The 22,993-nt window shown below is 74.0% G+C and carries 25 protein-coding genes; 8 read left to right on the top strand and 17 right to left on the bottom strand.

The features are described 5' to 3' along the window. Positions 1-2 precede the first annotated feature (2 nt). The gene (locus tag HCJ94_RS11170) at positions 3-485 is read right to left on the bottom strand and encodes a MarR family winged helix-turn-helix transcriptional regulator (RefSeq protein WP_168000919.1); all 483 of its coding nucleotides are present in this window, start codon (positions 483-485) and stop codon (positions 3-5) included. Positions 486-660: 175 nt separating this feature from the next. Then, the gene (locus HCJ94_RS11165) at positions 661-1,248 is read right to left on the bottom strand and encodes a general stress protein (protein ID WP_168000918.1); all 588 of its coding nucleotides are present in this window, start codon (positions 1,246-1,248) and stop codon (positions 661-663) included. Positions 1,249-1,348: 100 nt separating this feature from the next. Here HCJ94_RS11165 and HCJ94_RS11160 point away from each other — a divergent pair, with 100 nt between their 5' ends. Together HCJ94_RS11160 and HCJ94_RS11155 are read left to right on the top strand one after the other, a co-directional pair. Further along, the gene (locus HCJ94_RS11160; protein ID WP_168000917.1) at positions 1,349-3,202 is read left to right on the top strand and encodes a glycoside hydrolase family 15 protein; all 1,854 of its coding nucleotides are present in this window, start codon (positions 1,349-1,351) and stop codon (positions 3,200-3,202) included. Beyond that, positions 3,199-3,978: an SDR family oxidoreductase gene (locus HCJ94_RS11155; RefSeq protein WP_168000916.1), complete on the top strand. Its 780-nt coding sequence runs from the start codon at positions 3,199-3,201 to the stop codon at positions 3,976-3,978. Before HCJ94_RS11160 ends, HCJ94_RS11155 begins: the two co-directional genes overlap by 4 nt. 52 nt (positions 3,979-4,030) lie before the next feature. Here HCJ94_RS11155 and HCJ94_RS11150 read toward each other — a convergent pair whose 3' ends face one another. Continuing rightward, positions 4,031-5,410 carry a glycoside hydrolase family 6 protein gene (locus tag HCJ94_RS11150; protein ID WP_168000915.1) on the bottom strand — a complete coding sequence of 460 codons (1,380 nt, stop codon included), beginning with the start codon at positions 5,408-5,410 and terminating at the stop codon, positions 4,031-4,033. A 171-nt stretch (positions 5,411-5,581) separates the two neighbouring features. Between HCJ94_RS11150 and HCJ94_RS11145 the strand changes: the two genes are divergently transcribed. After that, positions 5,582-6,082: a metallophosphoesterase family protein gene (locus HCJ94_RS11145; RefSeq protein ID WP_168000914.1), complete on the top strand. Its 501-nt coding sequence runs from the start codon at positions 5,582-5,584 to the stop codon at positions 6,080-6,082. 46 nt (positions 6,083-6,128) lie between these two features. Here HCJ94_RS11145 and HCJ94_RS11140 read toward each other — a convergent pair whose 3' ends face one another. After that, complete coding sequence (locus HCJ94_RS11140; RefSeq protein WP_168000913.1) at positions 6,129-6,344, bottom strand: DUF3072 domain-containing protein; 216 nt, start codon at positions 6,342-6,344, stop codon at positions 6,129-6,131. 113 nt (positions 6,345-6,457) lie between these two features. Here HCJ94_RS11140 and HCJ94_RS11135 point away from each other — a divergent pair, with 113 nt between their 5' ends. Further along, the gene (locus HCJ94_RS11135) at positions 6,458-7,393 is read left to right on the top strand and encodes an NAD(P)/FAD-dependent oxidoreductase (RefSeq protein ID WP_168001052.1); all 936 of its coding nucleotides are present in this window, start codon (positions 6,458-6,460) and stop codon (positions 7,391-7,393) included. A 125-nt stretch (positions 7,394-7,518) separates the two neighbouring features. Here the strand turns inward: HCJ94_RS11135 and HCJ94_RS11130 are convergent, their stop codons facing one another. The 3 genes from HCJ94_RS11130 to HCJ94_RS11120 all read right to left on the bottom strand — a co-directional run bounded on the left by HCJ94_RS11130 (position 7,519) and on the right by HCJ94_RS11120 (position 11,778). Then, positions 7,519-8,802, bottom strand: coding sequence for a cation:proton antiporter (locus HCJ94_RS11130; protein ID WP_168000912.1), 1,284 nt, complete (start codon positions 8,800-8,802; stop codon positions 7,519-7,521). Positions 8,803-8,898: 96 nt separating this feature from the next. Beyond that, a complete protein-coding gene (locus tag HCJ94_RS11125; protein ID WP_168000911.1) occupies positions 8,899-9,576 on the bottom strand; it encodes an HAD family hydrolase in 678 nt (225 codons plus the stop codon). Positions 9,577-9,648: 72 nt separating this feature from the next. Then, complete coding sequence (locus tag HCJ94_RS11120) at positions 9,649-11,778, bottom strand: ATP-binding SpoIIE family protein phosphatase (protein WP_168000910.1); 2,130 nt, start codon at positions 11,776-11,778, stop codon at positions 9,649-9,651. 189 nt (positions 11,779-11,967) lie between these two features. On the opposite strand from HCJ94_RS11120, the gene HCJ94_RS11115 reads away from it, so the two are divergent. Next, complete coding sequence (locus tag HCJ94_RS11115) at positions 11,968-12,834, top strand: mechanosensitive ion channel family protein (RefSeq protein ID WP_168000909.1); 867 nt, start codon at positions 11,968-11,970, stop codon at positions 12,832-12,834. Between the two features lie 81 nt (positions 12,835-12,915). Here HCJ94_RS11115 and HCJ94_RS11110 read toward each other — a convergent pair whose 3' ends face one another. Further along, positions 12,916-13,293 (bottom strand): DUF6401 family natural product biosynthesis protein, encoded by a 378-nt coding sequence (locus HCJ94_RS11110; protein WP_168000908.1) that lies wholly within the window; start codon positions 13,291-13,293, stop codon positions 12,916-12,918. 160 nt (positions 13,294-13,453) lie between these two features. Between HCJ94_RS11110 and HCJ94_RS11105 the strand changes: the two genes are divergently transcribed. After that, complete coding sequence (locus tag HCJ94_RS11105; protein ID WP_168000907.1) at positions 13,454-13,903, top strand: hypothetical protein; 450 nt, start codon at positions 13,454-13,456, stop codon at positions 13,901-13,903. A gap of 12 nt (positions 13,904-13,915) precedes the next feature. Here HCJ94_RS11105 and HCJ94_RS11100 read toward each other — a convergent pair whose 3' ends face one another. From HCJ94_RS11100 to HCJ94_RS11080, 5 genes are all read right to left on the bottom strand, one after another. Beyond that, complete coding sequence (locus tag HCJ94_RS11100) at positions 13,916-14,128, bottom strand: hypothetical protein (protein ID WP_168000906.1); 213 nt, start codon at positions 14,126-14,128, stop codon at positions 13,916-13,918. 196 nt (positions 14,129-14,324) lie between these two features. Beyond that, positions 14,325-14,585, bottom strand: coding sequence for a hypothetical protein (locus HCJ94_RS11095; protein WP_168000905.1), 261 nt, complete (start codon positions 14,583-14,585; stop codon positions 14,325-14,327). 95 nt (positions 14,586-14,680) lie between these two features. Further along, complete coding sequence (locus HCJ94_RS11090) at positions 14,681-15,142, bottom strand: SRPBCC family protein (RefSeq protein ID WP_168000904.1); 462 nt, start codon at positions 15,140-15,142, stop codon at positions 14,681-14,683. 52 nt (positions 15,143-15,194) lie between these two features. After that, the gene (locus HCJ94_RS11085) at positions 15,195-15,611 is read right to left on the bottom strand and encodes a DUF2795 domain-containing protein (RefSeq protein WP_168000903.1); all 417 of its coding nucleotides are present in this window, start codon (positions 15,609-15,611) and stop codon (positions 15,195-15,197) included. 46 nt (positions 15,612-15,657) lie between these two features. Further along, on the bottom strand, positions 15,658-16,638 hold the full coding sequence (locus HCJ94_RS11080; protein WP_168000902.1) for a YihY/virulence factor BrkB family protein: 981 nt from the start codon (positions 16,636-16,638) through the stop codon (positions 15,658-15,660). 160 nt (positions 16,639-16,798) lie between these two features. Here HCJ94_RS11080 and HCJ94_RS11075 point away from each other — a divergent pair, with 160 nt between their 5' ends. After that, the gene (locus HCJ94_RS11075) at positions 16,799-17,218 is read left to right on the top strand and encodes a ChaB family protein (protein ID WP_168000901.1); all 420 of its coding nucleotides are present in this window, start codon (positions 16,799-16,801) and stop codon (positions 17,216-17,218) included. Between the two features lie 51 nt (positions 17,219-17,269). Here the strand turns inward: HCJ94_RS11075 and HCJ94_RS11070 are convergent, their stop codons facing one another. Continuing rightward, a complete protein-coding gene (locus tag HCJ94_RS11070; protein WP_168000900.1) occupies positions 17,270-18,703 on the bottom strand; it encodes an aldehyde dehydrogenase family protein in 1,434 nt (477 codons plus the stop codon). 72 nt (positions 18,704-18,775) lie between these two features. Between HCJ94_RS11070 and HCJ94_RS11065 the strand changes: the two genes are divergently transcribed. After that, the gene (locus tag HCJ94_RS11065) at positions 18,776-20,380 is read left to right on the top strand and encodes a phytoene desaturase family protein (RefSeq protein WP_168000899.1); all 1,605 of its coding nucleotides are present in this window, start codon (positions 18,776-18,778) and stop codon (positions 20,378-20,380) included. A gap of 22 nt (positions 20,381-20,402) precedes the next feature. On the opposite strand, the gene HCJ94_RS11060 is transcribed toward HCJ94_RS11065, so the two are convergent. The 3 genes from HCJ94_RS11060 to HCJ94_RS11050 all read right to left on the bottom strand — a co-directional run bounded on the left by HCJ94_RS11060 (position 20,403) and on the right by HCJ94_RS11050 (position 22,743). Beyond that, positions 20,403-21,170, bottom strand: a complete 768-nt coding sequence (locus tag HCJ94_RS11060) for a polyprenol monophosphomannose synthase (RefSeq protein WP_168000898.1) — start codon at positions 21,168-21,170, stop codon at positions 20,403-20,405. 128 nt (positions 21,171-21,298) lie between these two features. After that, positions 21,299-22,300: an SDR family oxidoreductase gene (locus tag HCJ94_RS11055; protein WP_168000897.1), complete on the bottom strand. Its 1,002-nt coding sequence runs from the start codon at positions 22,298-22,300 to the stop codon at positions 21,299-21,301. Continuing rightward, on the bottom strand, positions 22,297-22,743 hold the full coding sequence (locus HCJ94_RS11050; protein ID WP_168000896.1) for an SRPBCC family protein: 447 nt from the start codon (positions 22,741-22,743) through the stop codon (positions 22,297-22,299). Before HCJ94_RS11050 ends, HCJ94_RS11055 begins: the two co-directional genes overlap by 4 nt. Positions 22,744-22,993: the final 250 nt, after the last annotated feature.

The following is a 22,993-nucleotide window of genomic DNA, read 5'->3' as shown; positions in this document are numbered from 1 at the left end:
CCTTAGGTCTCGCTGGGGTGGGTCGCCGTGTCGCGCTCGGCGCGCAGCCGGCGCCCGAGCCGGTCGAAGATCCGGGTGAGGCAGGCGACCTCGTCGTCGTCGAGGTCGTCCATCAGGTGGGTGCGGACCGACGCCAGGTGGTGCGGCGCCGCCTCCCGCAGGGTCAGCAGCCCGGCGGCGGTGAGCACCGCCTCGCTGCCCCGGCGGTCCTCGGGACAGGCCTCCCGGGCCACCAGGCCGCGCCGCTGCATCGTGGTGATCTGGTACGTCAGCCGGCTCGGCGAGAAGACCAGCCGGCTGGCCAGCTCGCCCATCCGCAGTCGCTGCCCCGGCGCCTCGGAGAGCAGCACCAGCACGTGGTAGTCGGCGAAGCTCAGCCCGCTGTCGGCGCGCAGGTCGTCCTCCAGCTGGGTGAACAGCCGCTGGCTGGCTTCGATGTACGCCCGCCAGGCGGTGAGGCGCTTCGGCTCCAGACTCTCGGTCACGGGAGCAACAGTAGCACTAGTTCAAATTTTGACAACTGGCCTCAGGGCGGGGCTGCAACCCGTTCCGGCCTGAGGGTCAGCAATCCCGTACAGATTTCAAGGACTGCTGTCCCGGACGCGGGAGGGCCCCGGCCGCTACGGCGGCCGGGGCCCTCCCGCGTCCGGCTCGGGGCGTTCAGCCTCGCTGGTGTTCCGGGGCCGGCATGTGCATCCGGCCCAGGAGCTGCCGGGCCTGCTCCGCGTACTGCTGGTCGACGATGACCGCGTACTGGCCGGCGCGCAGGGAACTGGCCGAGGTGAAGTCCCGCCGGCCGCCGGTCATCGCGTGCGTGACCGCACCGAACACGGCACCCCAGATGGCACCGATCACCAGACCGGCGAGCACCACCGCGATCCAGTTGCCCGCCGTGAAGATGCCGAAGAGCAACCCGATGAACAGACCGAACCAGGCGCCGGAGCCGGCGCCCACCAGCGCCGCCCGCCCGGTCGTCATCCGGCCGAGGACGGTCTCGACCAGGGTGAGGTTCGTGCCGACGATCGCCGTGTGCTCCACCGGGAAGCGGTTGTCCGCCAGGTAGTCGACGACGCGCTGCGCGGACGGATAGTCCGGGTACGACCCGATCGTCACGGTCGGTGGACCGAGCCCCGGCCCACTGCCGTCACCGCTCGGCGGCGAGGGGTGGCCGGCGGGACCGGACGGGAAGGTGTCGCCGCCCGGCATCCCGGGCCGCCAGGCCGAGGTCGAACTCGACGGTGTGGTCATCTGGCTCCTCCTTCGTCAACCGAACCTGTTCCCCCGGCCACGGGCGGTTAACGCCGGCCGCCCGTGGAATGCCGTTCCGTCAGGACGGGTAGGCAGGTCCGTGGACAGCGGGCGGATCAGCGAGCACGGCTTCCTGGCGGACGGCCGCAGCGCGGTACTGGTGGACCGGGCGGGATCGGTCAACTGGTGGTGCCCGGAGCGGTTCGACGCGCCGTCGGTCTTCGGCCGGCTCCTCGGCGACGACGCGGGGCACTGGTCGATCCGACCCGAGGGGGACTTCACCTCCGAGCGGTCCTATCTGAACGACACGCTCGTGCTGCGTACCGTCTTCACCACCGCGCGAGGACAGGTGGCGGTGACCGACGCCCTCGCACTGGAACCCGGGGCTCGCGGGCACGACATCGGCCTGCGGTCACCCCGGGTGCTCGGCCGCGTCGTGGAGGGGCTCTCCGGCGAGGTGCCGGTCCGCCTGGACTACCGGCCCCGGTTCGAGTACGGCCGGGTCACCGCGTATCTGGTGGAGGCCGACGGCGTCGTCGGCGCCACCGCCGGTGCCTGCCACCTCAGCCTGCGCGGGGACGTGCCGCTGACCTGCGCCGGCGGCGGCGCCACCGCGACCTTCCGGGTACGGGCCGGCGAGACGTACCGGTTCACGCTCGGGTACGCGCCGACCTACGACGCGCCGCCCCCGCAGTTGCCGGACGCCGATCGGCTGGTCGCCGACGCGGTCGCCGGCTGGCGCTCCTGGGCCGACCTGCACCGGGACCACTACCGGGGGCTTTTCCGCGACGTGGTGCGGCACAGCGCCATGGTGGTGCAGGGCATGACCTACCAGCCCAGCGGCGCGATCGTCGCGGCGGCCACCACGTCCCTGCCCGAGGAGTTGGGCGGCGACCGCAACTACGACTACCGGTTCGTCTGGGTCCGCGACTTCAGCCTGACCCTCCAGGCGCTCTGGCGGGCGGCCTGCCCGGACGAGGCGAACCGGCAGTTCGCCTGGGTCTCCCGGGCGATGGGCCGGATCGGCGACGAGCCGGTGCCGATCATGTACGGCGTCCAGGGGGAGCGGGACCTCACCGAGCACGTCCTGGACCACCTGCCGGGATACGCCGACAGCCGTCCGGTCTTCGTGGGCAACGACGCCTGGAGACAGCGGCAGACCGACGTGCTCGGGGAGATCCTCGACGCGGCCTGGCTGATGCGGCACTACCTCGACCCGATGTCGTCCGACGTCCGGCACCTGCTGCGCGCGCTGGCGGAACGGGCGGTCACCGACTGGCGGCGACCGGACGCCGGCATGTGGGAGGCCCGGGACGCCGAACGGCACTACCTCTCCTCGAAGGTGCAGTGCTGGACCGCGCTGGACCGGGCGGTGCGCTTCGGCCCACGGCTGGGGGACCCGTCCGACGTGGCCCGGTGGGCCGCCGCCCGCGACGAGGTCCGCGCGGCCGTCCTGGAACGCGGCTGGAACGACCGGCTCGGCGCGTACGCCGGGGCGTTCGACTCCGACCGCCTGGACGCCTCGGTGCTGCTCATGCCGTTGGTGGGCTTCCTGCCCGCCGACGACCCGCGGATGCGCTCCACGATGGATGTGGTGGAACGCCAGTTGTCCCGCGACGGCCTGCTGCGCCGCTGGGACGACGACCCGGCGGGCTTCGTCATCTGCTCGTTCTGGCTGGTGAGCTGCCTAGCCCTGGCGGACGAGGTGGACCGCGCCGCCGCGCTGTTCGAGTCGCTCGCGGGCCGGGTCAACGACCTCGGCCTGTACGCCGAGCAGATCGACGAGGCCACCGGGGAGCACCTGGGGAACTTCCCGCAGGCGTTCTCGCACATCGGCCTCATCAACGCCGCCGGGCTGCTCACGGAGGCCGCCGAGCGGCGCCGGCAGGCCCCGGACCGGACGCGACACCCCGTGCCGGCCGGTACGGGACGGACGGAAGGAGCACGCTCATGACCGGACGCCTTGCCGGGAAGACCGCCCTGATCACCGGTTCGGACTCGGGCATCGGACAGGCCACGGCCATCGAGTTCGGCCGGGAGGGCGCCGACGTGGTGGTCCACTACCTGCACGACCACGCCGGGGCGAACCACACGAAGGCGGAGGTGGAGCGGGCGGGCCGGCGGGCCGTCGTCGTGCAGGGTGACATCAGCGTCGAGCACCAGGTCGACGCGATGTTCGACGAGGCCCTCGCGGAGTTCGACCGGCTGGACGTCCTGATGAACAACGCCGGGGTGGACGCCTCCGGCATCCCGGTGGCCGACCTGGACACCGAGACCTGGGACCGGGCCATCCGCGTCAACCTGTACGGGATGTTCTTCTGCTGCCGGCGTTTCGTGCGCCACCGCCGCGACCAGGGCGGGGGCGGGAAGATCATCAACACCACCTCCATCCACCAGGAGGTGGCCCGGGCCGGCGGCGCGGACTATGACTCCAGCAAGGGCGGCATGCTGGAGTTGGCCAAGAGCCTCGCGCTGGAGGTCGCCCCGATGCACATGAACGTCAACAACATCGGGCCGGGCATGGTGCTGACGCCGTTCAACCAGCGGGCCATCGACGACCCGACGTACCTGGAGGAGCAGGTGCAGAGCATCCCGTGGAAGCGGGCCGCCGAGCCGGGTGAGATCGCCAAGCTGGCGGTGTTCCTGGCCAGCGACGACGCGGACTACGTGACCGGGTCGACGTACTTCATGGACGGTGGCCTGATGCAGAACCAGGGCCAGGGCGCCTGAGTTCCGCACCCGGTGCGGGCCCGTCGCCGGTGCCGGCGACGGGCCCGGGGGTCTACGAACAGGCGGTGCCGTTGAGCGTGAAGCCGCTGGGTGCCGGGAGCGTGCTCCCGGTGTAGGTGCCCTGGAATCCGGTGCTGGCCGTACCCCCGGTGGGCAGGCTGGCGTTCCACGCGACGTTGCGGACGCTGATCCGGTCACCGGACTGGCTCCACTCGCCGTTCCATCCGTTCGTCAGGCGCACGCCGGCGCCGGCGGCGAAGGCGAGCGTCCAGCCGTTCAGCGCCGCGCCCCGGTTGGTCACCCGCAGCTCGGCGGTGAAGCCGCCCGTCCACGAGTTCGGGGTGAACGTCACCGAGCAGCCGCCGGCCGGCGGGGGAGTGGTCGGCGGGGGTGTCGTGGTCGGGGGCGGCGTGGTCGGCGGTGCGGTGGTCGGCGGTGCGGTCGTGGGGGTGCTGGTGGTCGGGGCGGGGCCGGCCGCGATCGCGAGGTCGTACGCCCGCTGGGGCACGAACTGGCCGGCGGCGGCGATGCAGCCGTCCGCCTCACCGGGCAGTTTGACCCAGAGGAACGCGTCGATCGCGGAGTCGCCGGTGTTCGTCGTGCTGGGCGTGCCGATCGCCCGGCCGGCGGGGTCGCACCACTCGGAGCCGGCCGGTCCGTTGCCGTTGCGGCTCGTGTCGATGACCGCCTTCAGACGGGACACGCCGGTCGCGGCGATCACCGCCTTGGCGTACGCGACCTCGTCGGCGGTGCGCCGGTAGTTCGAGACGTTCAGGGAGATGCCGTCGGCGCTGTTGGCGATGTCCGCGGCGGTCAACCGGGCGGCCGCCTCGCCGGGCGAGAGCCAGGCCGAGTGGCCGATGTCGAAGTACACCCTGGCCGCCGACGACGCCGCCTTGAGCCGCTTGCCGGCGTACGCCATCGACGCCCGGGTCTCGGCCTGCTGCGCGGCGTTCTGGCAGTTGGTCATCAGGGGCAGCACGTCCGGTTCCAGGACGATCGTCGCCGGCCGCCCGGCGAGACCGGCGGCGACCTGGTCGATCCACTGGCGGTAGGTGGCGTGGTCCGGGGCGCCGCCACCGCTCGCACCGCTGCAGTCGCGGTTCGGGATGTTGTAGACGACGAGGATCGGCGTCTTTCCGGCCGCGGCGGCCGCACCGACCAGGGCGTCCACCTCGGCGCGTACCGCGGAGGTGTTGGTCCTGGTGAACCACCGGCCCTGCGGGACGGACGCGATCCGGTCCCGGATGACGGCGGCGCGCGGGTCGCCGGGGTTGGCGGCGACCCACGCCGCGCCGGCCGTCGCCGGGTCGACGTAGAAGGCGGAGTCGGCGGCGACCGCGGCCGGGGCCCGGACCAGGCCGACGGCGACGGCGCCGGTGACGGCGAGGGCGGTCGCGGCGGCGGCCGCGAGCGTCGATCTGGCACGCATGATGTCTCCCGTATCGACGTGTAGCGCTGGAAGCGCTCCCATACAGGCGTCAAACTACGGGCTTGTTGCCGTCGTGTGAAGGGCTACGGAGAAAAGCCGGGCTCGTGTCCGACCCCGGTGCGCCGGACCGGGCGCCGCGTCGGCGCCGGTGCGGCGGCGCAGAATGGCGGCATGCGCCTGGTCATCACCGCCGACACCCACGTACCGAAGCGGGCGCGGGACCTGCCGGCACCGTTGTGGGCCGCCATCGACGCGGCGGACGTGGTGGTGCACGCGGGGGACTGGGTCGACGAGGTGCTCCTGGACGCCATGGCGGCCCGTGCCCGCCGGTTGATCGGGGTGTACGGCAACAACGACGGCCCGGCGCTGCGCGCCCGGCTGCCGGAGATCGCCCGGGCCGACCTCGACGGGCTCCGGGTGGCGGTGGTCCACGAGACGGGGCAGCGGGCCCGGCGTGAGGAGCGCTGCGAGGCCCGGTTCCCCGACGCCGACCTGCTGGTGTTCGGGCACTCGCACATCCCCTGGGACACCGTCGCGCCGGGCGGCCTGCGGCTGCTCAACCCCGGCTCACCGACCGACCGGCGCTCCCAGCCGTACGCCACCTACCTCACCGCCCGGGTCGAAGCCGGGCGGCTGGCCGACGTCGAGCTGCACCGCCTCCCGGGCCGCTGAGCCGGGCCGGTCCGCGGGACCGCCGCGGCCCGGCCCGGCCACCGCGTCACCTGCCCCGGCCGGTCTCCGCCTGGAGCTCGTCGATCCGCTTCGAGGCCTCCGCCTTGGTGAGGCCCTCCGGCGGCTCCTCGCCCGCCTCGCGGGCCAGCGTCGCCAGGTACGACTCCTGCGCCGCGGTCGGCGGCTCCTCGCCGGTGACCCACTCGTCCGGGTCCTTGACGGCGGCATCCGGGTTCGCCCGGCCGTTCCCTCGGTCCGTCATGATCTCCACCTTCCTTCGAACAGATGTGCCAGTACCCCGCCACGGTGGGTCCATGCGGGTGGATTCCGGCGGTGGTTCACTACGATCGCGCGGTGAGTGCGGACCGGGTGGGCGTGATCGTGGTCGGGGCCGGCATCGCCGGGGTGGCGTGCGCCCGAGAGCTGGTCCGCGCCGGCATCCCGGCGCAGATCCGGGAACGCGGGCGGGTCGCCGGCGGGCGGATGGCCAGCAAGCGCTTCGACGGCCGTCCGGCGGACCTCGGGGCGGCCTACTTCACCGCCAGCGACCCCGCCTTCGCCGCCCTGGTGGCGGAGTGGCAGGCGGCGGGCCTGGTCCGCGAGTGGACCGACACCTTCCTGGCGTACGGCGCGCAGGGCCGGCGCGAGGTGCCCGGACCGATGCGCTGGGCGGCGCCCCGCGGCCTGCGCTCGCTGGTCGAGCACCTCGCCCGGGACCTGCCCGTGGCCGTGGACCGCCTGGTCCTCGGTGTCGAACCCGGGCCGGTGGTCGACGGCCGGCCCTGCGCGGCGGTGGCGCTCGCCATGCCCGGACCGCAGGCGGCGCTCCTGCTGGACCCGGCCCTCACGGCGGCGACCCGGGCCGTGCAGACGCAGACCTGGGCGCCGTCGCTCGCCGTCGTGCTGCGGTTCCCGGACCGCCGGTGGGCAGACTTCCGGGGTGCCTTCGTCAACGACCACCCCGTGCTGGCGCTGGTCTGCGACGACGGCGACCGGCGCGGCGACGCCGCCCCGGTCCTGGTCGCGCACACCACCCCCGAGTTCGCCACCCGTCACCTGCGCCAACCCACCGCCGCCGGACCGGCCGTGGAGGAGGCCGTGCGGGACCTGCTCGCGCTGCCCGAACCGGCCGAGAACGTGCACGTGCACCGGTGGACGTACGCCAAGCCGACGGCCGGGCCGGAGGGGACGTACCACCTCGACGACGACGCGATCGGCCTGGCCGGCGACGCCTTCGGCCCACCCCGCGTGCAGACCGCCTGGCGCTCCGGCCACGACCTGGGCCGCGCCCTGGCCGCCCGCCTGACCTGACTCCCCCCCGGCCCCCGCCCCCGGGCTCCCCGCGATCTTGCACTTCCGGCCCTTGTAATGCGGCCATCGTCGCTTTTGTCCGGGCAAAAACTGCAAGATCGCGGGGAGCTGGGGGCGGCGCGGGGTCAGGTTCGGGCGGGTTCGGGGGTCGTCTGGGTGGCGGCGTCGGCGGGGGTGCGTTCGCCGGTGCCGTCGAGCAGCTGCATCACCGGGGTGGCGGCGATGCCGTGCACCACCACCGACACGACCACCACCAGGCCGACCGTGGCCCAGAGCAGGTCGGCCTGCGGGAAGTCGGCCTTCGTGGTCGCGTACGCGAGGTAGAAGAACGAGCCGACGCCGCGGATGCCGAACAGGGCGATCACCCAGTGCTCGGCCGGACGGCCCGGCGCCCCGCGCAGCGCCAGCCAGCCGACCAGGGGCCGGACCACGAACACCAGCGCCAGGCCGACCGCCGCCGCGGTCCACGTCAGGGGCCCGAGCAGACCCCCGACCACGGCACCGCCGAACAGCAGCAGGAGCAGGACGGTGAGCAGCCGCTCCACCTGCTCGGCGAAGTCGTGCAGCACGGAGTGGAACTCGTGCGTCCGCTCGGCGGCGCGGATCGCCCGGGCGGCGACGAAGACCGCCAGGAAGCCGTACCCGCCGACGAGCTCGACCAGCCCGTACGCCAGGAACGTCGCGGCCAGCGCGAGGAAGCCCTCGGCGTGCCGCGCCAGCCGCAGCGTGCTCGGGGCGCGGAAGAACAGCTTGCCGAGCAGCCAGCCGATGAACCAGCCGCCGGCCGTCCCCGCCGCCACCTTCCAGAGCAGGTCGACGGTGACCCAGCGGGCCAGCCAGTCCGCCGGGGCGAGGCTGGTGGTGGCGATCGCGATCGCCGCGTACACGAACGGGAACGCCAGGCCGTCGTTCAGCCCCGCCTCCGAGGTGAGGGCGAACCGGACCTCGTCCTCGGAGTCCTCGACGTCGGTGGGTTCGCCGACCTGCACGTCGGCCGCGAGCACCGGGTCGGTGGGGGCCAGGGCCGCCCCCAGCAGCAGCGCGGCGGCCGGCACCAGCCCGGCCCACCACCACCCGAGCAGCGTCACGGCCGCGATGCACACCGGCATGGCGATGGCCAGCAGCCGCCAGGTCGACGACCAGCGCCGCCAGCTCAACGGTCGGTCGATCTTCAGCCCGGCGCCCATCAGGGCCACGATCACGCCGATCTCGGTGAGGTGCGTGGCGATGTCGCGGTGCGCCAGGGGATCGGGCTCCGGCAGGCCGGTCGGCAGCAGGAAGATCAGCATGCCGAGGCCCAGGAAGGCGATCGGCATGGACAGGGGACGGCGCTCCAGCACGCGCGGCAGGATCCCCGCCAGCAGCGCCCCCAGACCCACCAGCGCGTACGCGACGTCGACCGGCTCCACGACACCACCTCTCCGCCTCGCCCGTGGCGTACGGGCAGGTGGTGTCAGACAGTGCCCCCGATGCCGGGTCGGTATTCCTGCCCGCTCGGGTGGCGGTCAGCGCGGCGCGGCGAGCGGCGAGTCGGCGAGCCCGTCGAGGAGCGCGGCCGGATCGTCGTAGACGGCGACCGCACCCGCCCCGGCCAGCTCGCCCCGGCTGGTGCCGCCGCAGGTCAGGCCGACGCAGGGGATGCCGAGCCGGCCGGCCGCGGCCACGTCCCAGACCGAGTCGCCGACGAACACCGTCCGGGCGGCGTCGAGGCCGGCCTGGTCCAGCGCGGCCACCAGGATGTCCGGGGCGGGTTTGCTCTCCTGGGCGTCCGCCGACGAGGTGACGGTGTCGATGACGTCGTCCGCGGCCAGGGCCCGGCGCAGCGCCCCCACCTCGTGCTCGGCGGCCGACGTCGCCAGCACGACCCGCAGCCCCCGTTCGGCGCAGGCCCGCAGCAGGTCGGCGGCGCGGGGGAGCGGCTCCAGCCGCTCCCAGTACTCGCCGTACAGGGTGTTGTGGGCGTCCCGCAGTCGACTGTCGGCGTCGTGGTCCCGCTCCGGCCCGAGCAGGTGGTCGAGGAGCTTGTCCGAACCCATGCCGATCGCACGGTGGATGGTCGCCATCGGCACCGGCTGGCCGGTCTGGCGCAGCGCCTCCCACCAGCTCACGGTGTGCAGGTACGTCGTGTCGACCAGGGTGCCGTCCACGTCGAAGAGGACACCCGAGGCGTTGTCGTGCGGCATGGGCGTCCTCCTACCCGCTGCGGGCCCGCTCGACGCCCACCGCCCGTGACCGGCCGGGGAGGGGCCCGCCCGTCAGCGGTTCGACACGAGGATCTCGAACCACACCGTCGAGCCCCGGACCGTCGGGTCCGTGCCCCACGCGTCGCTCAGCTCCTCGATCAGGCCGAGCCCCCGGCCCCGGCTGCTCAACGTGTCGGTCTGCGCCCTGGTGACGGTGCCCCGGGTGCCCGTGTCGGCGACCGACACGAGCAGCCGCTCCGCGCTGAGGTCGATCTCCACCCGGGCGGCGGTGCCGGCGTGCAGCAGCGCGTTGGTGGTCAGCTCGCTGGTGCACAGCACCGCCGCGCCGACGACGGACTCCGGCACCTGCCACTCGGTGAGCTGCGCGGTCATCCAGTGGCGTACGCGGCTCGGCGCCGTCGGCTCGGCCGGCACCTCCATGCTCGCCGACCGGCTGGGCCGCAGGGCGTGCTCCACGGCCAGCACGGCCACGTCGTCCTCGGTGGCGCCCGCCACGGCGGCGGTCGCCACCGCGCAGAGCGCACGCGGGTCGCCGCTGCCGGCCGCGGCGACCGCGGTGGCCAACGCGTCCAGGCCGGTGCCCAGCCCCTGCCGGCGTCGCTCCACCACGCCGTCGCTGAACAGCAGGAGCGTGTCGCCGGGCGAGAACCGGACCGTGGTGGTCGCGGGCCGGCAGCCCAGACCCAGCGGGGCGCCGGTGGGCACGTCGGCGTACTCGGCGTACGGCTCGCCGCCGTCGGCGCAGCGGCGGATCAGCGGCGCGGGGTGACCGGCGCTGGCGAGCGTGAGCCGGTGCCGGTCGGCGTCGATCACCCCGAGCGCCACGGTGACGAACAGTTCGTGGGTGCCGCCCTCGGCGCCCAGGCTGGTCACCAGCCGGTCGAGGCCGGCGAGCACGGCGTCCGGCCGAGGGTCGGCCAGGGCCAGCGCCCGCAACGCCGCCCGGACCTGCCCCATCCGGGCGGCCGCCTGCACGTCGTGCCCCGCCACGTCGCCGAGGACGACGGCCAGCCCGCCGGTGGGCAGCAGGAAGGCGTCGTAGAAGTCCCCGCCGGCCGCGTTCCCGTCGACACCGGCGTCGTAGCGGGCGGCGATGCGCAGGCGGGGCAGGTCCGGCAGGTGCGCCGGCAGCATGCTGCGTTGCAGGAGCTGGGCCGTGCCGTGCTGGGTCTCGAACCGGCGGGCCCGCTCGGCGGCCTGCCCGACCAGCTCGGCGGAGGCGTGCAGCAGTGCCCGCTCGGCGCCCGACCAGGCGTGTGCGGCCTGGTACCCCACGGCCAGGCCGCCGCGGACGACGGCACCGGGCAGCGGTACGGCGGCCAGAGCCTGGATCTTCTGGTCGTGGCGGTCCACCGCGGTCTCCCGCAGCGGCTGACCGTCGTCGACGAAGCGGGACTTCCCGACGCGTGCCGTGACGACCAGCGGCGCCGTCGAATCCGGCGGGAAGCGCCGCCACAGCGGCGGGAGCCGCTCGTCGGCCTCGTCGATCAGCTCGCCCCGCAGCCGCCGGACCATCCGCCAGCCGCCGCCGCCCTCGTCGACCCCGAAGGACACCTGGTCGGCGTCGAAGGAGGCGAGCGCGTGGCGCAGGGCGACCCGTGCCACGTCGTCCAGGGTGAGCGTGCCGGCGAGCGCGGCGGCGAGGTCGCTCAGGCTCTGGAGCTGCCGGGTGACCTGGGTTGTCTCGGCCGCGACGACGAGGACGCCGACGATCCGGCCGCCGCTGTCCCGGACCGCCGAGTAGCCCCGGGTGAAGACGGCGTGCTCCACGGTCCCCGAGCGGCGGCGCCGCAGGGGCAGGGTGACCTCCTTGCCCAGGGACGGCTCACCGGTGCGGTAGGTCCGCTCGACGGCCTCCCCGACACCCGGCAGCTGCCAGACCTCCGCGAACACCTCCGCGGCCGGGCGGCCGATCGCCTCCGGGTGCTTGTCGCCGATCAGCTCGGCATAGCCGTCGTTGTAGAGCAGCAGGAACTCGTCGTCCAGGGCGAGAGCCATCGGGACGGGCGAGGCGAGCACCAGCTCGGCGGCCGCGCGGACGGCCGGGTCCCAGCCTGGCCAGGGGCCGAGGGAGGTGCCGGCCCAGTCGTGGGCGTACACGCTGGCCGCCGCACCCGAGGACGCCGGTCCGCCGGAGACCGGCGCTGGTGGCGTGGGCACCCGTCCGACCGCTCCTGGCATGCCCGAAGCCTAGCGGCAGCCTTCGTCGGCTGGCTCCGATCATGCCGCCGACACCATCCTCGACGCCCGTTTGGCCAGCTCAGGGCTGGCGTGTGCCGGCATGTCGGGAAAATGCGGGGCACCCGGGCGGCGTGCCTCCGGAGCGACCGGGTATGCGCGCGGCGTAGTCCATGCGACAGGAGGGACATCATGCCGGAAACCCTCGCGGTCAGGCAGGCCGACGTCGGCGACGCCCTGGCCGACATGTGGAGATCGGTGCTGTTGTTCATACCGAGGGCCATCGCGTTCATCGCGATCCTCGTGGTCGGATGGCTCATCGCCCGAGCCGTCCTCAAGATCGTGGACAAGGTGCTGGAACGGGTGAACTTCGACCGGGCGGTGGAGCGCGGCGGCATCAAGAAGGCGTTGGAACGGACGAAGTACGACGCCAGCGACATCCTCGCGAAGCTCGCGTACTACGCCGTGCTGCTGTTCACGCTGCAGTTCGCGTTCGGCGTGTGGGGACCCAACGCGATCAGTGACCTGATCCGCGGTGTGGTGGCGTGGCTGCCGCGCGCGTTCGTGGCGATCGTCATCGTGGTCGTGGCCGCGGCCATCGCGAACGCGGTCCGTGACCTGGTCACCGGCGCCCTTGGCGGGCTGGCGTACGGCCGGATCCTGGCCGACCTGGCGGCCGTCTTCATCCTGGCGCTCGGCGTGATCGCCGCGCTGAACCAGGTCGGCATCGCCACCACGGTGACCACGCCGGTGCTGATCGCGGTGCTCGCCACGGTGGCCGGCATCCTGATCGTCGGCGTCGGCGGTGGTCTGGTGAGGCCGATGCAGAGCCGCTGGGACGGCTGGCTGAACCGGATGGCCGAGGAGTCACGCGCCATCCAGCAGCACCGGCAGGCGCAGGGCGCGGGCCGCACCGACGTCGAGCGGCAGATGGCCGACCGGGCCGCTGCCGAGCGGACGGAGGTGATGCCCCGGGAGTCGTCGGCGAGCATGGCCGGCGGGCGGGGCACGTACCAGTCGGGCAGCGCGACCGACGAGACCCAGCAGTTCCGCCGCTGAGCGGGCCGGGACGGTACGACGGAGGGTGTCCGCGACGGCGGGCGCCCTCCGTCGCGCACGGCCTGCGGAACGGGCCCCAGGTCAGAGCGGGGGGAGCGGCGCGGGCTTCGGGGCGTCCAGGGTGCCGGCCAGCGCGGAGACCGCGAGCAGGCGCGTGAGCAGCCAGTCCGGCGCCGACCAGTCGACCGGACCGGCCGGCGGCTGCCAGTCGTGCTCCTGGGCGGCCGCGCGTACCCCTTCGGCGTAGCCGGCCAGGGCGGCGGCGGTCAGCGGTCGACGGTCCCCGCCGAGGCTCTCCCGGATCGCCGCGGCGTGCTGGTCGACCAGCGCGAGCAGGCCCGGCCGGACGGCGGCCGCGGCGAGCCCGGCGGCGCCCACGGTCGCGGACAGGGCGGCCAGCGTCGACCGGGCGGAGCCGACGACGGTACGGGGGGTGACCTGGTTGAACGGCACGCGCATGGGGAACGAGGCTAACCGGCCGGAGCGATGGTCGACCTCGTCCACTCGGTGGTTTCTGCTCCTCCACCGGTCGGCCGACCGGCGTCCGACGGATTGACCCGGCGCGGCCGGGGCGGAAGAGGACCGCCCGGAGCGGCAGGCCGAGAACACGGAGGCACGGATGGCAGCAGGCACGGACGGACCGGACGAGCGGCACCGACGGCCCGCCGGGGTGAGCGACGGTACGGTTGCCGCGCTCGGCAAGCTCAGCGAGGCCCTGGAGTGCGTCGAGCGGGTACGCGGGCACCTCTACTCGCTGCACCAGCTCGTCGGGCACGCCGACCTGATGCTGGACGACGCGGTGGAGATGTTCCGCGCCGCCGGGCACGACGACATCGCCGACCGCATCGACACCGAGCTGCTGGGCCGCAACGTCATCGCCGGCCGGTGGACGTTCCAGATCGTCGAGGACTTCGACGACGGCTACTACGCGCTCTTCCGTGACGTCGACCGCCGGGCCCGCGAGGAGCTGGTCGGCGGGCGCCGTCACCTCTACGAGGCGGAGATGAAGGAGCGGCGCCGGACGCGGGGCCGACCGGGTCACGAGGCCCGCCCGGGGGCGGGTGGCTGACGGTCGGGAGGGTCAGTCGCGGGAGCGGGCCTCGGCGGGACGACGGCGGGCCGCGTCGTCGGCGATGATCACGGTCGCCACCATCAGCGCCACGCACAGGCTGAACAGCCAGGAGCTGTCGGAGACCAGCTTGGCGGAGACCGGAGCCTGGACGGCGGCGAGCAGGAAGCCGAGCCAGGCCAGGCGACGCTGACGGATCGAGAGGATGCCGTTGCCCTGTTGCATCCCGAAAGTCTTGCGCGCGGCACGGGGGTTGCCGTCAGCCGAACGGCCGATTCTGACTGTGCTGTCCGTATTCGCGACTGCACGGACCGTAATTCTTGTCCTGTCGGAGGAGGTCAGCCGCCCGGCGGCCGGGACCGGGAGGCGGCGCCCCCGGCCCAGCGACACCGGTCACATCTCGCCCGGTGGATCCGGCCGGTCACATGGTGTCCGGGCCGGTCCGGCCGGTGGTCGACGGCCGGTACGCGCGGTCCGGATCGGTCGGCTCGCGGCCCGGGCCGGCCGACCGGCCGCCGCGGTCGACCGCCTCCGGCCCGTGCCCGAAGGCGGCCTCCTCGCCGGCGTCGTTGCCGGTCACATCGTCGGCCTGGCCGTCCAGCGTCGAGCGGGCGACGGCCCGGTCCAGCTCCTGGATGGGAGTCCGTTCCTCGTCGCGCCACACCTTGTTCTCGTCCGTCATACCTGGTGCCGTACCCGACCCCACCCCCACGAAACCCGACCGGCACGGCGACGGCCGCCGGCGGTGCCGGCGGCCGTCGAGGTTCGGGTCGGGGGTCAGGGCTGCGGGCGGTCGACCTTGCCCCGCCAGGCGCCGGTCTCCTGGCCGCGCCGCTCGATGAACTGCTTGAACCGCTGCAGGTCACCCTTGGCGCGCCGGTCGACCACACCGAGCTTGTCGCCGGCCTGCTCGAGCATGCCGTGCGGCTCGAACTCGAGCTGGAGGGTGACGCGGCTGGAGTTCTCGTCCAGTCGGTGGAAGGTGACCACGCCAGCGTGCTTGGTGCCGCCGGTCGAGCGCCAGGCGACCCGCTCGTCGGGCAGCTGCTCGGTGATCTCGGCGTCGAACTCACGCTTCACGCCGGCGATCTCGACCGTCCAGTGGGTCATCGTGTCGGTGAGCTGGCGGACCTCCTCCACGCCCTCCATGAACTGCGGAAACTCCTCGAACTGAGTCCACTGGTCGTAGGCGGTCCGTACCGGGACCGACACGTCCACGTGTTCCATGACGCCACTCATCAGGTGTCCTCCTCTCCGCCGGTGGTGGGTTCCGGATCGTGGGGAGATCCGGTCACCAGCGGGTCGTCTCGTTCTTGTTGCCGAGCGCCGCCCACACCTCGGACACCGTCTGGTAGCGGATGCCCTCCGGCAGCCCCTCCAGGGCGGTGATGATGTCGTCCGGCGCGTCGTTGTCACGCGCGTTGGCGATCAGCGTCGCTCGGTCACCGGGCAGTGCCGACATCGTGATGAACCGCCCCAGCCGGCTCCGATCCTCGACGTCCCGGGAACTCATCCCCTTGGGCGCCCCGCTACGGAGCTCGCCGGCGGGTGCCGTCGTCGTCTCCGGCTGGTCCTCGCCCGCCGGTTCCGGCACCCGCTGCTCGTCGACGCGCGAGCCCCCGGTCCCCGGCCCCTGCACGAGGCCGGCGACCTCCTGGCTCATCTGCTCGTCGAGCCTCGGTCCGTGCTTGCTGTTGACGCGTTCCATGTCTTGTGCGCTACCCGGTGGGGTGCCCGGTAAACCCGGCAGAGCGTCACGTACCGGCCTCGGCCTTGGGCGGCAGCAGCGGTTCCTCCGGGTGCCGGGCACCGGCCTGCAAGGCCCGGCCGCGCTGGAGTTCCGCGTTGATCTGCACGCCGAGCATCAGCGCCGAGTTGGACAGGTAGAGCCACACCAGGAAGGCGATGACCGCACCGAGGCTGCCGTACGTGGCGTCGTACGAGCCGAAGTTGGCGACGTACAGGCCGAAACCGGCGGACGCGACGACCCAGGAGAGCAGGGCGACCGCGCCGCCCGGGGTGAGCCAGCGGAGGCGGGGCTGCCGGACGTTCGGGGCGATCCAGAACAGCAGGCTCAGCAGCACCATCATGATCAGCGCCAGCACCGGCCACTTGACGATGCTCCACACCGTCCGGGCCAGCCCGCCCGCGCCGATCAGGTCACCGACGGCGTCGGTCACCGGGCCGCTGACGATCAGCCCGACCGCGACCACGGCCAGGAGCACCAGTGACACGGCGGCGAGCCCGATCTGCATGGGCCGCAGCTTCCAGATCGGCCGTCCCTCCTCGACCCCGTAGACGGCGTTGGAGGCCCGGGTGAAGGCGCCGATGAAGCCCGAGGCCGACCACAGCGCGCCGAGCAGACCGAAGCTCAGCAGCACGCTCGCGCCGCTCTGCTCCTCGACCACGCCCCGGACCACGGTCACGAAGCCCTCGTTGGCGACCACCGACCCGGCACCCACGTCGCGGGCCACGTCGAGGACCGTGTCCACGGTCCGCTCGCCCTCGGAGACGAGCCCGACCAGGGCGACCACCACGATCGTGGAGGGGAAGAGCGCGAGCACCCCGTAGTAGGTCAGCGCCGCCGCCCAGTCGGCGCAGTTGTCCCGGACGAAGTTGCGGGCGCTGCGCACCAGCACGCCCCGCCAGGTCCGCCAGCTCAGCTGCCGTACCCGTCCGGGCAGCCGCAGCCGGGGTGCCCCGTCGAGTGCCGCGCCGGGCTCCGTCGTCGTCATTGCCCGCTCCCTGTGCCCCGGTCACCGGACGTCGGGGTACGCCGGTGTCGCCTGGCTCCGCCGGTACCCCGGGCCGGAAATCGACAAACGCGGCACCCGGTTTGCCGGTCGGCCGCTGGGGAACGGTCAAGAGCAGACCATCGACGCGGAGGAGGACGAGATGCCCGGGCGCGAGGACATGCCCAGCACGCTGCGGCGCTCCCCGGAGAAGGCGCAGCGCACCTGGGAGAAGACGCACGACTCGGCGGTGCAGACGTACGGCGAGGGGGAGCGGTCGCACCGGACCGCGTTCGCGGCGGTCAAGCACCAGTTCGAGAAGGTGGGCGACCACTGGGAGCCGAAGGGGCGCAAGGGCCCGAGCGACCGGCAGGCGGCCGGCGGCGGCCCGCAGCGCCGCACACCCACCGCCGGCGGGGTGGATGCCAACGCCCCCAAGGAACACCTGATGGAGGTCGCGCGCAAGCTCGACGTCCGCGGCCGGTCCAGCATGACCAAGCCGGAACTGGTCAAGGCCATCCAGAAGGCCAACACCCGCAAGACCACCGAGACCCGGGAGAAGGCCAAGGCCCGCTCCCGATAGGAGTACGCGGAACGACGGGGCCGCCCCGGCCGGGGCGGCCCCGTCCCGTGTTCACCAGTGGCCGCCGCCGGGAGCCTCGATGTGCACCGCCTTCGTGGCGGTGAACTCGTCGAGCAGCTCCGGGCCGTACCCGAAGCCCTGGCCGCTGCCGCGGCGCGGATGCGCGGCACCGCCCGGCGCGCCGCCGAAGACGGCGTTGACCTTGACCGTGCCGACCGGCAGCTCGCGCCAGGCGCGCTGGGCGTGGCTCATGGAGCCGGTCAGCACCGTCGCGGCGAGCCCGTACGGTGAGTCCGCCGCGCAGCGCAGCGCCTCGGAGAACGAGTCGACCACCACGACCGGGGCGACCGGCCCGAAGGTCTCCTCGCGGACGAGGGTCATGTCGTGCCGGCACTCGGTGACCACCGTCGCCGGGTAGAACGCGCCGGGACCGTCGGGCACGGTGCCACCGGTGCGGAGCCGGGCTCCCTCCGCCACCGCCGCGGTGACCTGCCCGTGCACGTGGTCGCGGTGCCGCCGGTCGACCAGTGGGCCCAGCTCGGTCCCCGGGTCGGCGCCGGGGCCCGTCCGCAGCGCCTGCGCCCGCTCGACCAGGGCGTCGACGAAGTCCTCGGCCACGTCCCGGTGCACGTAGATGCGCTCCACCGCCACGCAGATCTGGCCGGCGTTGGCGAACGCGCCGAGCGCGGCCTGCCCGGCCGCCCAGACCGGGTCCACGCCGGCGTCGACGACGAGGGGGTCGCTGCCGCCGTTCTCCAGCAGCACCTTCGCGCCGGTGCGGGCCGCCGCCGCGGCGATGGCCCGGCCGGTGGCGGTGGACCCGACGTGGGCGACCACGTCGACCTGCTGGGCGGCCAGCGCCGCGCCCACCTCGGGCCCGCCGGTCAGCAGCGACAGCACCCCGGCCGGCAGCGCCTCGTCGAGGGCCCTGGCCAGCAGCCAGCCGGTGGCCGGGGTGCGCTCGCTGGGCTTGTAGAGGACCACGTTGCCGGTGACCAGGGCGGCGCCGAGCAGACCGCAGGAGACCGCCACGGGGTCGTTCCACGGGGTGATCGCGGCCACCACGCCGCGCGGTTGGGGGACCATGAAGTCCAGCGCGTGGTGACCCCCGTGCAACGTCCGCCCGCCGCGCAGCGGGGCGAGTTCGGCGTACTGTCGCAACGTGCCGATGCCCGCGTCCACACCGCCGCGCGCGTCGGCGAGCGGCTTCCCCATCTCGGCCGTGGTCGCCCGGGCCAGCTCGTCGGCCACGGCCGCGACCGCGTCCGCCGCCCGGTGCAGAGCGGCGGCCCGATCGGCCGGGGCGGTGGCCGCCCAGTCGGCCGCGGCACCGCGTGCCGCCTCCACCGCCTTGCCGACCTCGTCCGCCGTCGCCACCGGCACCGAGCTGACCGGGGACCCGTCGGCCGGGTCGTGGACGACCAGCTCGCCCCCCTCGCCGCCCGCGCCCCACACTCCACCTATGAGCTGTGCAACCGTGTACATGCGGCAGTGGATGCCCCGGCCCGCACGAGGCAAACGCGTTTCGCCCGGTTCGACGCCGGGTAGGCGGATCGGATGACTTCGACCGGCGCGGGGAGCGCGGACGCCGTTGTCGTCGGTGCCGGCCACAACGGGCTGGTCGCCGCCAACCTGCTGGCCGACGCCGGCTGGGACGTGCTGGTGCTGGAGGCGACCGAGGTGCCGGGCGGGGCGGTCCGCTCGGCGTGCGTCACCGCCCCCGGCTACCTCAGCGACCTGTACAGCTCCTTCTACCCGCTCGGGTACGCGTCCCCCGTCCTGCGCGACCTCCGCCTGGAGGGGTACGGGCTGCGCTGGCGGCACTCGCCGGACGTGCTGGCGCACCTGCTGCCGGACGGGCGGGCGGCGGTGCTCAACCGCGACCCGGAGGCCACGGCCGCCTCGCTGGACGCGTTCGCGGCCGGCGACGGCAAGCGGTGGCTCACCGCGTACGACGACTGGTGTCAGGTCGCCGGCCCGATGCTCGAGGCCATCACCGGGCCCTTCCCGCCGGTCCGCAGCGGCCTCACGCTGCTGCGGCGGCTGAAGGTCTCCGGGGCGTTGCGACTGGCCCGGCGGCTGGTGGTGCCGGTCCGCAAGCTCGGCGACGAACTCTTCGACGGCGCCGGCGGGCCGGCCCTGCTCGCCGGGTGCGCCCTGCACACGGACCTGTCTCCGGAGGACGCCGGCTCCGGCGTGTACGGGTGGCTGCTGGCGATGCTCGGCCAGCAGGTCGGCTGGCCGGTGCCGGACGGCGGCGCCCAGAAGATCACCGACGCGCTGGTGGCCCGGCTCGCCGAGCGGGGCGGCCGGATCCTCTACGGCGCCCGGGTGGACCGGGTGCTGACCGCCCGGGGCCGCGCGATGGGCGTCCGCACCGTGGGCGGCACCCTGTGGCGGGCCCGCCGGGCGGTGCTCGCCGACGTGCCGGCGCCCGCGCTCTACCTGGACCTGGTCGGGGCGGGGGCGCTCCCGCCCCGGCTCGTCGAGGACCTCGCGCACTTCAAGTGGGACGGCTCGACGCTGAAGGTCGACTGGGCGCTCTCCGCCCCGGTGCCCTGGACCAACCGGGCGGTGGCCACCGCCGGCACCGTCCACCTCGGGGCGGACCTCGACGGGCTCACCACCTACGCCGCCGCGCTGGCCCGCGGTGAGATCCCCCGGGACCCGTTCCTGCTGGTCGGCCAGATGACCGTCGCCGACCCGAGCCACTCACCGCCGGGCACCGAGTCGCTGTGGTCGTACACGCACCTGCCGTTCCGCCGGCACTGGCGCGCCGAGGAGATCACCGGGCACGTGGAGCGGATGGAGGACGTGCTGGAGGAGGCCGCCCCGGGCTTCAAGAGCCTCGTCGTGGGCCGGCACGTCGCCGGGCCCGCCGACCTGGAGGCGGGCGACCCCAGCCTCGTCGCCGGGGCGCTCGGCGGCGGGACGGCCGCCGCGTACCAGCAGTTGTTCCTCCGCCCGATCCCCGGCCTCGGCCGCGCGGACACGCCGGTGGACCGGCTCTTCCTGGCCAGCGCGTCGGCGCATCCCGGCGGCGGGGTGCACGGCGGCCCTGGTGCGAACGCCGCGCGGGCCGCCCTCACCCGCGACCGGGCCCTCACCGGTGCCGCCTACGCCGCGGCGATCGGAGCGGCCCACCGGGCGATCTACCGCTGACGCCCGCCGGCGCGGCCTGCCGTCAGGGGTGGATGTTGCGGTGCTTGCTGCGCAGCTTGAACGGCATCAGCGCGCTCTCGATCTTGGTCGCGGTGGTCATCTTCGACGTGCCGTCCCGCCGCTCCTCGAACCGGATCGGCACCTCGAGGATCGTGTGGCCCAGCTTGGTGGCCAGGTAGTGCATCTCCACCTGGAAGCTGTAGCCGTTGGACTGCACCCGCTCCAGGCCGATGTCGCGCAGCGCGTCCGCCTTCCAGATCTTGAAGCCGGCGGTGAGGTCCCGGATCCGCACCCGGAGCAGGGTGTGGACGTAGAGGTTGGCCCAGCCGCTCAGGGCCCGCCGGTACAGCGGCCAGTTCTCGTCCAGCTCGCCGCCCGGCACGTACCGCGAACCGATGACCACGCCCGCCTGCGTGGAGAGCAGCGCGCCGAGCATGCCCGGCAGAGCCTCCGGCGGGTGGGACAGGTCGGCGTCCATCTGCGCGACGAACTCGGCGCCGCCGTCCAGAGCGCGGCTCATGCCGTCGACGTACGCGCGGCCCAGACCCTCCTTGCCCGCCCGGTGGACGACCTCGATCCGCTCCGGGTGCTCGATGGCCAGTTTGTCCGCGACCTCGCCGGTGCCGTCCGGGGAGTTGTCGTCCGCCACGAGGATCCGCAGCCCCGGCAGCGGCAGCGCGAGGAGCCGCTCCACCAGGACCGGGAGGTTGCCCGCCTCGTTGTAGGTCGGCACCACCACCGTCAGACGTACGTCCCGCCAGGGTGACGGCAGCTGCACGGGTTCAGTCATGTCGGACATCCTCGTTTCGCGGACTTGGTTCCCTGAGAGGGTAGCCAGTTCCCCGTGCGTGTTGTCATTGCTCCCCTGTCCCGGCCGTCACGCGGGACGGCGGGAGCCCCGCCGGACGCGCGGGAGGGTCACCGCCGGCGGCGGACGAAGGCACCGAGCGCGACGGACAGAGCCGCTGCCGCGAGACCGGAGACGGCCGGCTTGTGGGTGCCGACCCACAGCGCCGCCGAGCGTCGTCGGGCGCGGTCGGTGAACACCCCGGCCGCGCCGTGGTCGCGCTCCTGGTCGCCGGGGCGGTCCAGGTTGTCGTGCCAGGTCGCCGGGTCGATCGGCGTCTCGGTCTGCTGGCTGTCGTACCCGTCCCGGGCCAGCTTCCGGTCCAGCAGGCCGGGGAACAGGACGTTGCCGAGCCGGGCCCGCCACGTCGGGCCACCGACGTTCAGCTCCCGTACCCCGTGGTCGGCGGCCCAGAGGATCGCCCGTGCGGCCACCTCGGGGGCGAAGATCGGCGGAACCGGCTGGGGATGGCGGGACAGCCGCGTCCGCACCCAGGAGAACTGCGGGGTGTTGATCGCGGGGAGCTGCACCATCGACAGCCGTACGCCGGGGCAGTCGTGCAGCAGCTCGGCCCGCAGCGAGTCGTTGAAGCCCTGGATGGCGTGCTTGCTCGCGCAGTACGCGGACTGGAGCGGAATGCCCCGGTACGCCAGGGCGGACCCCACCTGGACGATCGCGCCGCGCCCGTGTGCCCGCATGTGACGCAGCGCGGCGAGCGTCCCGTGCACCGTACCGAGGTAGTTGACCTCGGTGACCCGCCGGAACTCCGTCGCGGTGATCTCCCAGGTCGGTGCGAAGACCGACACCATCGCGTTGTTGACCCACACGTCGACGCGGCCGAACCGGTGCACGACGTCGTCCGCCGCCCGCTGGACCGCGCCCGCGTCGGCGACGTCCACGCGGTAGGTGCGCACGTCGGCGGCGCCGCGCTCCCGGCAGTCCCGCTCCGCCGCGGCGAGGCCCGCCTCGCCGCGGGCGAGCAGCGCGAGGCGGCCGCCCCGCTCGGCGTACGCGTGGGCGACCGCGCGGCCGACCCCGGCACTCGCCCCGGTCACCACGACGGTCTGCGTCACCGGTCCGCCTTCTGGCGGGTGGCGATGTCCGACAGCCGGTTCAGGGTCTCCTTGTTGCGCTGGTGCAGCACCAGGTCGTTGAGCTTGTTCCGGATCCAGCGCAGCGGCCCGGCGGCGAAGTCCTCGCCGATCCGTACGCGGGTGGCGTTGCCGCCCACCGGCTCCAGGGTGAAGACCACGATCGCCTCCCCGGCCGGCCAGAGCCCGGCCCGGAGGATCAGCTTGTGCGGCGGCTCGCACCCGAGCACCGTGGAGGAGTCCTGGAGCGAGAACGGCCACGGGCCGGCGCGGTGGTGCAGTTCGCTTCCCACCGCCGGCCAGTCGTCGTCCACGTCGCGCACGTGCACCGTGCCGACGACCCAGTCGCTGTACGTCCAGCCGTCCGCCAGCACCGCCCACACCTGCTCCGGTGCGGCGTCGATCACTTTCTCCACAATCGCCACTGCGCCCTCATACCCTCGTCGCGGGCACCGCTAACGGACGGCGGGTTAGCTTCTCGGGGGCGGCGGGTAACGCCACCGCGGGCCGGCGTGCCGACACCGCCGGCGGCGCGGCAACGGCACCGCCGCGAAGATGATGTTTACTCCCCAGGGCGCCGGGAACCCGCCGGCTGTGCGACAGGTGGAGCCGGATCAGCGCAGGTCAGCCCGGGTCGGTGCCGGTGCTGGCCGGAGTCGCTCCGGCCCGGCCCTG

Source organism: Micromonospora thermarum, from assembly GCF_012034245.1.
Taxonomy (GTDB): domain Bacteria; phylum Actinomycetota; class Actinomycetes; order Mycobacteriales; family Micromonosporaceae; genus Micromonospora; species Micromonospora thermarum.
This window is presented reverse-complemented; position numbering and strand designations above follow the sequence as displayed.

Excerpts from the sequence above, each read along its gene's own strand:
- HCJ94_RS11095 (WP_168000905.1), bottom strand. The coding sequence starts at position 14,585 with ATGACGGACGAGAACAAGGTGTGGCGCGACGAGGAACGGACTCCCATC.
- HCJ94_RS11065 (WP_168000899.1), top strand. The coding sequence starts at position 18,776 with ATGACTTCGACCGGCGCGGGGAGCGCGGACGCCGTTGTCGTCGGTGCC.
- HCJ94_RS11070 (WP_168000900.1), bottom strand. The coding sequence starts at position 18,703 with ATGTACACGGTTGCACAGCTCATAGGTGGAGTGTGGGGCGCGGGCGGC.
- HCJ94_RS11115 (WP_168000909.1), top strand. The coding sequence starts at position 11,968 with ATGCCGGAAACCCTCGCGGTCAGGCAGGCCGACGTCGGCGACGCCCTG.
- HCJ94_RS11075 (WP_168000901.1), top strand. The coding sequence starts at position 16,799 with ATGCCCGGGCGCGAGGACATGCCCAGCACGCTGCGGCGCTCCCCGGAG.
- HCJ94_RS11080 (WP_168000902.1), bottom strand. The coding sequence starts at position 16,638 with ATGACGACGACGGAGCCCGGCGCGGCACTCGACGGGGCACCCCGGCTG.
- HCJ94_RS11105 (WP_168000907.1), top strand. The coding sequence starts at position 13,454 with ATGGCAGCAGGCACGGACGGACCGGACGAGCGGCACCGACGGCCCGCC.
- HCJ94_RS11060 (WP_168000898.1), bottom strand. The coding sequence starts at position 21,170 with ATGACTGAACCCGTGCAGCTGCCGTCACCCTGGCGGGACGTACGTCTG.
- HCJ94_RS11140 (WP_168000913.1), bottom strand. The coding sequence starts at position 6,344 with ATGACGGACCGAGGGAACGGCCGGGCGAACCCGGATGCCGCCGTCAAG.
- HCJ94_RS11090 (WP_168000904.1), bottom strand. The coding sequence starts at position 15,142 with ATGAGTGGCGTCATGGAACACGTGGACGTGTCGGTCCCGGTACGGACC.
- HCJ94_RS11165 (WP_168000918.1), bottom strand. The coding sequence starts at position 1,248 with ATGACCACACCGTCGAGTTCGACCTCGGCCTGGCGGCCCGGGATGCCG.
- HCJ94_RS11145 (WP_168000914.1), top strand. The coding sequence starts at position 5,582 with ATGCGCCTGGTCATCACCGCCGACACCCACGTACCGAAGCGGGCGCGG.
- HCJ94_RS11155 (WP_168000916.1), top strand. The coding sequence starts at position 3,199 with ATGACCGGACGCCTTGCCGGGAAGACCGCCCTGATCACCGGTTCGGAC.
- HCJ94_RS11100 (WP_168000906.1), bottom strand. The coding sequence starts at position 14,128 with ATGCAACAGGGCAACGGCATCCTCTCGATCCGTCAGCGTCGCCTGGCC.
- HCJ94_RS11150 (WP_168000915.1), bottom strand. The coding sequence starts at position 5,410 with ATGCGTGCCAGATCGACGCTCGCGGCCGCCGCCGCGACCGCCCTCGCC.
- HCJ94_RS11110 (WP_168000908.1), bottom strand. The coding sequence starts at position 13,293 with ATGCGCGTGCCGTTCAACCAGGTCACCCCCCGTACCGTCGTCGGCTCC.
- HCJ94_RS11085 (WP_168000903.1), bottom strand. The coding sequence starts at position 15,611 with ATGGAACGCGTCAACAGCAAGCACGGACCGAGGCTCGACGAGCAGATG.
- HCJ94_RS11120 (WP_168000910.1), bottom strand. The coding sequence starts at position 11,778 with ATGCCAGGAGCGGTCGGACGGGTGCCCACGCCACCAGCGCCGGTCTCC.
- HCJ94_RS11125 (WP_168000911.1), bottom strand. The coding sequence starts at position 9,576 with ATGCCGCACGACAACGCCTCGGGTGTCCTCTTCGACGTGGACGGCACC.